The organism is Kineococcus sp. G2 (genome assembly GCF_037154035.1).
In the GTDB taxonomy this organism is placed as follows: Bacteria; Actinomycetota; Actinomycetes; order Actinomycetales; family Kineococcaceae; genus Kineococcus.
Genome location: NZ_JBBBEM010000052.1, coordinates 1 through 6,169, shown reverse-complemented (window position 1 = coordinate 6,169; position 6,169 = coordinate 1). Strand labels below are relative to the sequence as shown.

Genomic DNA, 6,169 nt, shown 5'->3' with positions numbered 1-6,169 from the left:
GGCCCGCGCGGGCCGCGACGGCGGTACCGTGCGCTCACCCGCGCACGGCGCGGGAGGACCGAGGAGCTGCCGTGACCACCATCATGGACGTCGCCGCGGCCGCGGGGGTCTCCGCCAGCACGGTGTCGTACGTGCTCAGCGGCAAGCGCACGATCTCCGCGCCCACCCGCGCGCGCGTGGAGCGCGCCATCCGCGACCTGGGCTACCGCCCGCACGCCGGTGCGCGCGCCCTGGCCTCGAACCGCACGGACATCATCGGCCTGGTCGCGCCGCTGCGCGAGGACGTCAACGTCACCGTGATCATGCAGTTCGTGCGGTCGGTGACCACCACGGCCCGCCGCCACGACCTCGACGTGCTGCTGCTGACGAAGGAGGAGGACGCGGGCCTGCGCCGCGTCAGCAGCGGCTCGCTCGTCGACGGCCTGCTCGTGATGGACATCGAGGCGGAGGACCCGCGCGTGGACGTGCTGGCCGCCCTGGAGCGCCCCACGGTGCTCATCGGCGTGCCGAACGACCCCAAGGGCCTCAGCTGCGTCGACTTCGACTTCGCCGGCGCGGCGCGCACCGCGGTGGCGCACCTGACGGGCCTGGGGCACCGGCGCATCGCGGTGCTGGCCTCGCCGCCGCGCTCGCTGACCCGGCACGCCGGCTACGCCGAGCGGGTCCGCGACGGGTTCCGCGAAGCGGTCCGCGCCGCCGGGGCGGCCGGCGCGTACCAGCCGTGCGAACCCGGCGCGGAGGGCGTGCGCCGCAGCCTGGCGGCGGTGCGGGAGGAGCTGCCGGGGGTGAGTGCGCTGGTGGTGCACAACGAGGCGGCGCTGCCGTCGCTGCTGGCGGTGCTGGCGGAGGAGGGCCTGCAGGTGCCGCGGGACGTGTCGGTGGTGACGATCGCGGCCAGCGCGGGCGCCCACCTGCCGCAGCCGCTGACCTCGCTGGACATCCCGGCCCTGGACGTGGGGCGGATCGCGGTGGACATGCTGGTGGCCCGCATCGCCGGTGAGCGCACCGCGGAGACGCGGCTGCTGGCGGCGCGCCTGGAGGACCGCGGGAGCACGGCGGCGCCCCGCGGCTGAGCCGCGGGGCGCCGGGGTGGACGGGGCGCGCGGGGCCCTCAGCCCTTGACGGCGCCGATCATCACGCCGGAGGCGAAGTGCCGCTGCACCCACGGGTAGACCATGAGCACCGGCACGATGGCGATGACGACGACGGCCATCTGCACCGCCAGGCTCGCCACCTGCCCGGAGCCGACGTCCACGCTGCCGGGCACGTCGACGCCCTGCAGCACGAACGAGCGCAGCACCACCTGCAGGGGCTGCTTCGTGGAGTCGTTGATGTACAGGGTCGCCTGGAAGAACGCGTTCCAGTAGCCGACGGCGTAGAACAGCGCGATGACGGCGGTGACGGCCTTGGACATCGGCAGCACGATCCGCGCGAGGATCCGCCAGTCGCCGGCGCCGTCGATGCGGGCGGAGTCGATGAGCGAGGCGTCGATGCCCATGAAGAACCCGCGCAGCAGGATGATGTTGAACGCGGAGACGCACGTGGGCAGGATCAGCGACCAGTAGCTGTCGATGAGGCCCAGGCTGCTGACCAGCAGGTAGGTCGGGATCATCCCGGCGCCGAAGAACATCGTGATGAGCAGCGCGAACAGGATGGCCCGGTGCCCGTAGGAGCCGGTGCGCGAGAGCCCGTAGGCGCCCAGCACGGAGACCACCATGCTCACCGCGGTGCCGACGGTGGTGATGCCGACGCTGACGAGCACGGCGCGGGTGACCACTCCCCCGCTGAGGACCTGCCGGTAGGCGTCCAGGGTCAGCTCCCCCGGCACGAGGACCAGCCCGCCGGCGCGGGTGATGGAGGCCTGGGTGGAGAAGCTGGTGAGCAGGATCGTGTACAGCGGCACGATCACGGCGGCGCAGATGAGCACCAGCGCCAGACCCTTCAGCCCCTTGCCCGCGGTGCTGGGTTCCTCGTCCCACACCGGCCGCGCGGAGCGGCTGCGCTGCACCTGGTCGGCGGGGACGCGCCCGGCGCCGTTGACGTCGCGGTCCACGGGGGCGTCCCCCGCACCGCGGTCGATCCGGTTCGTCGTGCTCATGCCTTCGAGTACACCCCCTGCTCGCCGAAGAGGTGCGCGACCTTGTTGGCCGCCAGCACCAGCAGCATGCTCACCAGGCCCTTGACGAGGCCCGCGGCCGCCGCGTAGCTCCAGTCGCCGTTGCGCACGCCGCGGTAGTACACGAACGTGTCCAGGACCTCGGCGACGCCCGCACCGACGGCGTCGCGCTGGAGGATGAGCTGCTCGAACCCGACGGTCAGGGCGTCGCCCAGGCGCAGGATGAGCAGCAGGATGATGACGGGTTTCAGCGCCGGCAGGGTGATGTGCCACATGCGGCGCCAGCGGTTGGCCCCGTCGACCGCGGCCGCCTCGTACAGCGAGGGGTTCACCGCGGCCAGCGCGGCGAGGAACACGATGATCCCCCACCCGGCGTCCTTCCAGATCGCCTGGGAGGTGATGAGGAAGAGGAAGGCGTCCGGGTCGGTGATGACGTCGACACCGTCGAACCCGGCGGCCGCCAGGAGCCGGTTGAGCAGCCCCGCCCCGCCGAGGACCTGCTGGAAGATCGAGACGACCAGCACCCAGGAGAAGAAGTGCGGCAGGTACACGATCGACTGCACCGCCACCCGGACCCGGGTGCTGAGCACGCTGTTGAGCAGCAGCGCCAGCGCGATGGGCACGGGGAAGAAGAACACCAGCTGGAACGCGGTGATGGTCAGCGTGTTGCGCACCGCGGACCAGAAGGACGGGTCGGCGAAGACGCGCTCGAAGTTGTACCAGCCGACGAACGGGCTCTCGCGGATGCCGACGAACGGCGAGTAGTCCTGCCAGGCGACGACGTTTCCGGCGATCGGCACGTACGCGAAGACGATCAGCAGCACCACCATCGGCAGGCACATCAGCAGCAGGCTGCGGTCCCGGCGCAGGCGGGCGAGGTGCCCCATCCTGTTCCCCGCCGGCCGCGCCTTCCGCACCGCCCGCGGTGCGGCGGCGCCGGGGCCGCCGCGCTCCTGGCGCGGCGGCTCCAGGCGGGTTCCCGACGCCACGGTCAGCTCGCCTCGTCGCCGGTGAGGAACTTCTCGCGGTAGGCGCGCAGCTCGTCGCCGCCGCTGTTGCGCCACGTGGTGATGGCCTCGTCGAGGGCGCTGATGTCCTTGCGGCCGCGGGCGATGTCCTTGGCGAGGTCGTCGAACGGCTTGCCCAGGGAGCTGTACTGGCTGGGGTCCTGGATCTGCTGGCCGTAGAAGACCGGCTCGGTGACGTGCGGGGCCTGGCGGGCCATCCACTCGCAGAAGTCGCGCACGTACTGGGGGAACTGGACCTTGGCGTTGACGATGGGCGGGCTGGTGAGGAACCCGTAGGTGGTGGTGACCTCGGTGAGGCCGCGCTCGTTCAGCGCCGGCGCACCGGCGGAGTCCCGCTCGAAGGTGACGCCCTCGACGCCGTAGTTGACGAGCTGGAACTCCTCCGACCCGAAGGGCGAGGCGATGTAGTCCGCGATGGCGAGCATCTCCTCGATCGCGGCGGTGTCGTCGGTCTTCTTGAGGAAGCTGAAGATGCTGACGGGCTGGCCCTTGAACAGGATCGGGTCGCCGCCGTCGGGGCCGAACCAGTCCAGCGGGTGCTGCTCGAAGGTGGGGTTGGAGGGCAGGACCCGCGCCAGCGCCTCGTGCCAGCCGCCGAGGCCGTCGTAGGTGATGAGGGTCTGCCCGGCCTCGAAGCGGTCCTTGCCCTGCTGGAAGTTCCCGGCGACGGCGTCGGGGTGCACGGCACCGGAGGCGAACAGTTCACGGTTCCACTCCAGCGCGTTGCGGTACGCCTCGGTCTCGAACCGGCTGAGCAGCTTCCCGTCCTGCAGGTGCCAGTCGGCGCCGGCGCCGAACAGCATCTGCGCGCCGTCCCACATGTCCTCCGCGCCCCAGCGCCGGGCGGACTCGGAGGTGGCGTCCTTGGCGACGGCGATGAGCTCGTCGGGGCTGGTGGGGGCGGCCAGGCCGAGCTGGCCGAAGATGTCGCGGCGGTAGAAGATCGCGTTGCCCACCAGCTCGCCGGGGTAGGGCAGCCCGTACAGGCGGCCGTTGAAGACGCAGTACTTCCAGGCGTCGGTGGGCAGGTTCGCCAGGTTCGGGTACTTCAGGACCTCGTCGCCGGCGAGGTGGTCGGTGAGGTCCGCGAACAGCGCGGTGACGCCGCGCTCGAAGCGCGGGGGGACGTTCCAGGTGGGGATGACCACCCAGTCCGGCACGTCGTCGGGCGAGGCGAGGACGGCCTGCAGCTTCTCGCCGTAGGTGACGCCGTCGGTGACCTGGAACTCCACGGTGGCGCCGAGGGCCTCGTTGACGGCGTCGTGGTAGACGTTGTCGCCGGGCGGGGCGGTCCACCAGGCGGGGGTCATCGCGGTGTAGGTGCCGCCGGAGCCGGGCACGCCGTCGACGGCCTTGACGAGGGCGGCGGGCATCGTGGTGTAGCCGGGGGTGGAGCCGTCCACGCCGGGGATGTCCGGCTCGACCAGCGACCGCGCCCGGTACGTGGGCAGGACGGCGGCCAGGTCCGCCTCGGACAGCGGCCCCTCGACCTGCGGGCCGGCCGCCCCCTCGCTCGAGCTGCACGCCGCCAGGCCTGTCGGCAGGGCCGCGAGCGCCGCTCCGGCGGCGACCGTGCCGAGCACGGAGCGCCGCGCGGGGCCGGCGGGGGGTGCGGTGCGTTCCGCCGCGGGGCGGGTGTGCTGGTCCATCGTTGTCCACACTCCTTCATGTCGGACGTCGATCAGCGCGAGCTCTGGGTCGCCACCTCGCGACGGGGCTTCGTTGCCGGTCGAAGCGCTTCGATCAATTCCACCGTACGGGCGTCCCCCGGCGATGACAAGGCGTTGCCCGGATTCGTGATGGGGCCGTTGCCAGGGCTCTAGCCCCGTGCTTCCCCGGACCGCTACGGTGCAAGCGCTTCGACGCGAAGGGACCGACGATGACCCTGCCGTTCCGCAACGCCCGCCTGCCCCTGCGCGAGCGCGTGGACGACCTGCTGGACCGCCTCACGCCCGACGAGCGCCTGGCGATGCTGCACCAGCACGCCCCGGCGGTCCCCCGCCTGGGGCTGGCCGCCTTCCGCACGGGGACCGAGGCCGCGCACGGCGTGGCGTGGCTGGGCCCGGCGACGGTCTTCCCGCAGACGGTGGGACTGGCGGCCACCTGGGACGCGGACCTGCTGCGCCGCGTGGGGCTGGCCGTGGGGCGCGAGGTCCGGGCGAAGAAGCTCACCGACCCCGACGTCAGCCTGAACGTCTGGGCGCCGGTGGTGAACCCGCTGCGCAACCCGCTGTGGGGTCGCAACGAGGAGGGTTTCAGCGAGGACCCGCACCTGACGGCGGAACTGGCGACCGCCTACGCGGCCGGCCTGCGCGGCGAGCACCCGCGGGTGTGGCAGACCGTGCCCACCCTGAAGCACTTCCTGGCCTACGACGGCGAGCCGTGGCGGGCGACCGCGTCAGTGCAGGTGCGCGAGCGGGTGCTGCACGAGCTGGAGCTGCCGGCGTTCCGCGGGCCCGTCGAGGCCGGTGTGGTGGGCGCGGCGATGCTCGCCTACAACCTCGTCGACGGCGTCCCCGCCCACGTCAGCCCCCTGGTGCGCGAGCACCTGCGCGCCTGGGTCGCCGACCCCGACGGCCTGGCCGTCGTCACCGACGCCGGCGCCCCCGGGAACCTCGTGCGGCTGGAGCGCTGGGCGGACGACCTCGCCACCGCCGACGCCGCCGCGGTGCGCGCGGGTGTGGACTCCTTCACCGACGACGGCGACGACCCCGGGCCCACGCTGGGGGCGCTGCGCACCGCGCTGGAGCGCGGGCAGCTGACGCGGGACGACGTGGACGCGGCCGTGCGCCGGCTGCTGACGCTGCGCGCGCGCACCGGCGAGCTCGACGAGGACGTGCCCGGCGAGGAGCGCCCCTACGCCGACGTGCGCGCCGAGGACGTCGGGCGCGCCGAGCACGTCGCGCTGGCGCGCGAGGCCGCCGCGGCGGGCGTGGTGCTGCTGCGCGACCGCGGTGGCGCCCTGCCGCTGCCGGCGGACGGCACGGTGGCCGTGGTGGGGCCGCTGGCCGACGCCGTCCTGACC

General features: G+C 73.2%; 5 protein-coding genes. 2 read left to right on the top strand and 3 right to left on the bottom strand.

Annotated elements, in window-relative coordinates; translation table 11 throughout:
- The first annotated feature begins 71 nt into the window (after positions 1-71).
- Positions 72-1,073 (top strand): LacI family DNA-binding transcriptional regulator, encoded by a 1,002-nt coding sequence (locus V9U69_RS09320; RefSeq protein WP_337061393.1) that lies wholly within the window; start codon positions 72-74, stop codon positions 1,071-1,073.
- A 38-nt stretch (positions 1,074-1,111) separates the two neighbouring features.
- On the opposite strand, the gene V9U69_RS09315 is transcribed toward V9U69_RS09320, so the two are convergent.
- The 3 genes from V9U69_RS09315 to V9U69_RS09305 all read right to left on the bottom strand — a co-directional run bounded on the left by V9U69_RS09315 (position 1,112) and on the right by V9U69_RS09305 (position 4,793).
- A complete protein-coding gene (locus V9U69_RS09315) occupies positions 1,112-2,098 on the bottom strand; it encodes a carbohydrate ABC transporter permease (RefSeq protein WP_337061391.1) in 987 nt (328 codons plus the stop codon).
- Entirely contained in the window at positions 2,095-3,003 is a 909-nt protein-coding gene (locus tag V9U69_RS09310; protein WP_442907696.1) for an ABC transporter permease, read from the bottom strand. Before V9U69_RS09310 ends, V9U69_RS09315 begins: the two co-directional genes overlap by 4 nt.
- A 104-nt stretch (positions 3,004-3,107) precedes the next feature.
- Positions 3,108-4,793 carry an extracellular solute-binding protein gene (locus tag V9U69_RS09305; protein WP_337061388.1) on the bottom strand — a complete coding sequence of 562 codons (1,686 nt, stop codon included), beginning with the start codon at positions 4,791-4,793 and terminating at the stop codon, positions 3,108-3,110.
- Positions 4,794-5,023: 230 nt separating this feature from the next.
- Between V9U69_RS09305 and V9U69_RS09300 the strand changes: the two genes are divergently transcribed.
- Positions 5,024-6,169, top strand: a 1,146-nt coding sequence (locus V9U69_RS09300; protein ID WP_337061386.1) for a glycoside hydrolase family 3 protein, incomplete at its 3' end; no start/stop codon positions are given.

Coding starts and splice junctions, on each gene's coding strand:
- V9U69_RS09315 (WP_337061391.1), bottom strand. CDS start 2,098: ATGAGCACGACGAACCGGATCGACCGCGGTGCGGGGGACGCCCCCGTG.
- V9U69_RS09305 (WP_337061388.1), bottom strand. CDS start 4,793: ATGGACCAGCACACCCGCCCCGCGGCGGAACGCACCGCACCCCCCGCC.
- V9U69_RS09310 (WP_442907696.1), bottom strand. CDS start 3,003: ATGGGGCACCTCGCCCGCCTGCGCCGGGACCGCAGCCTGCTGCTGATG.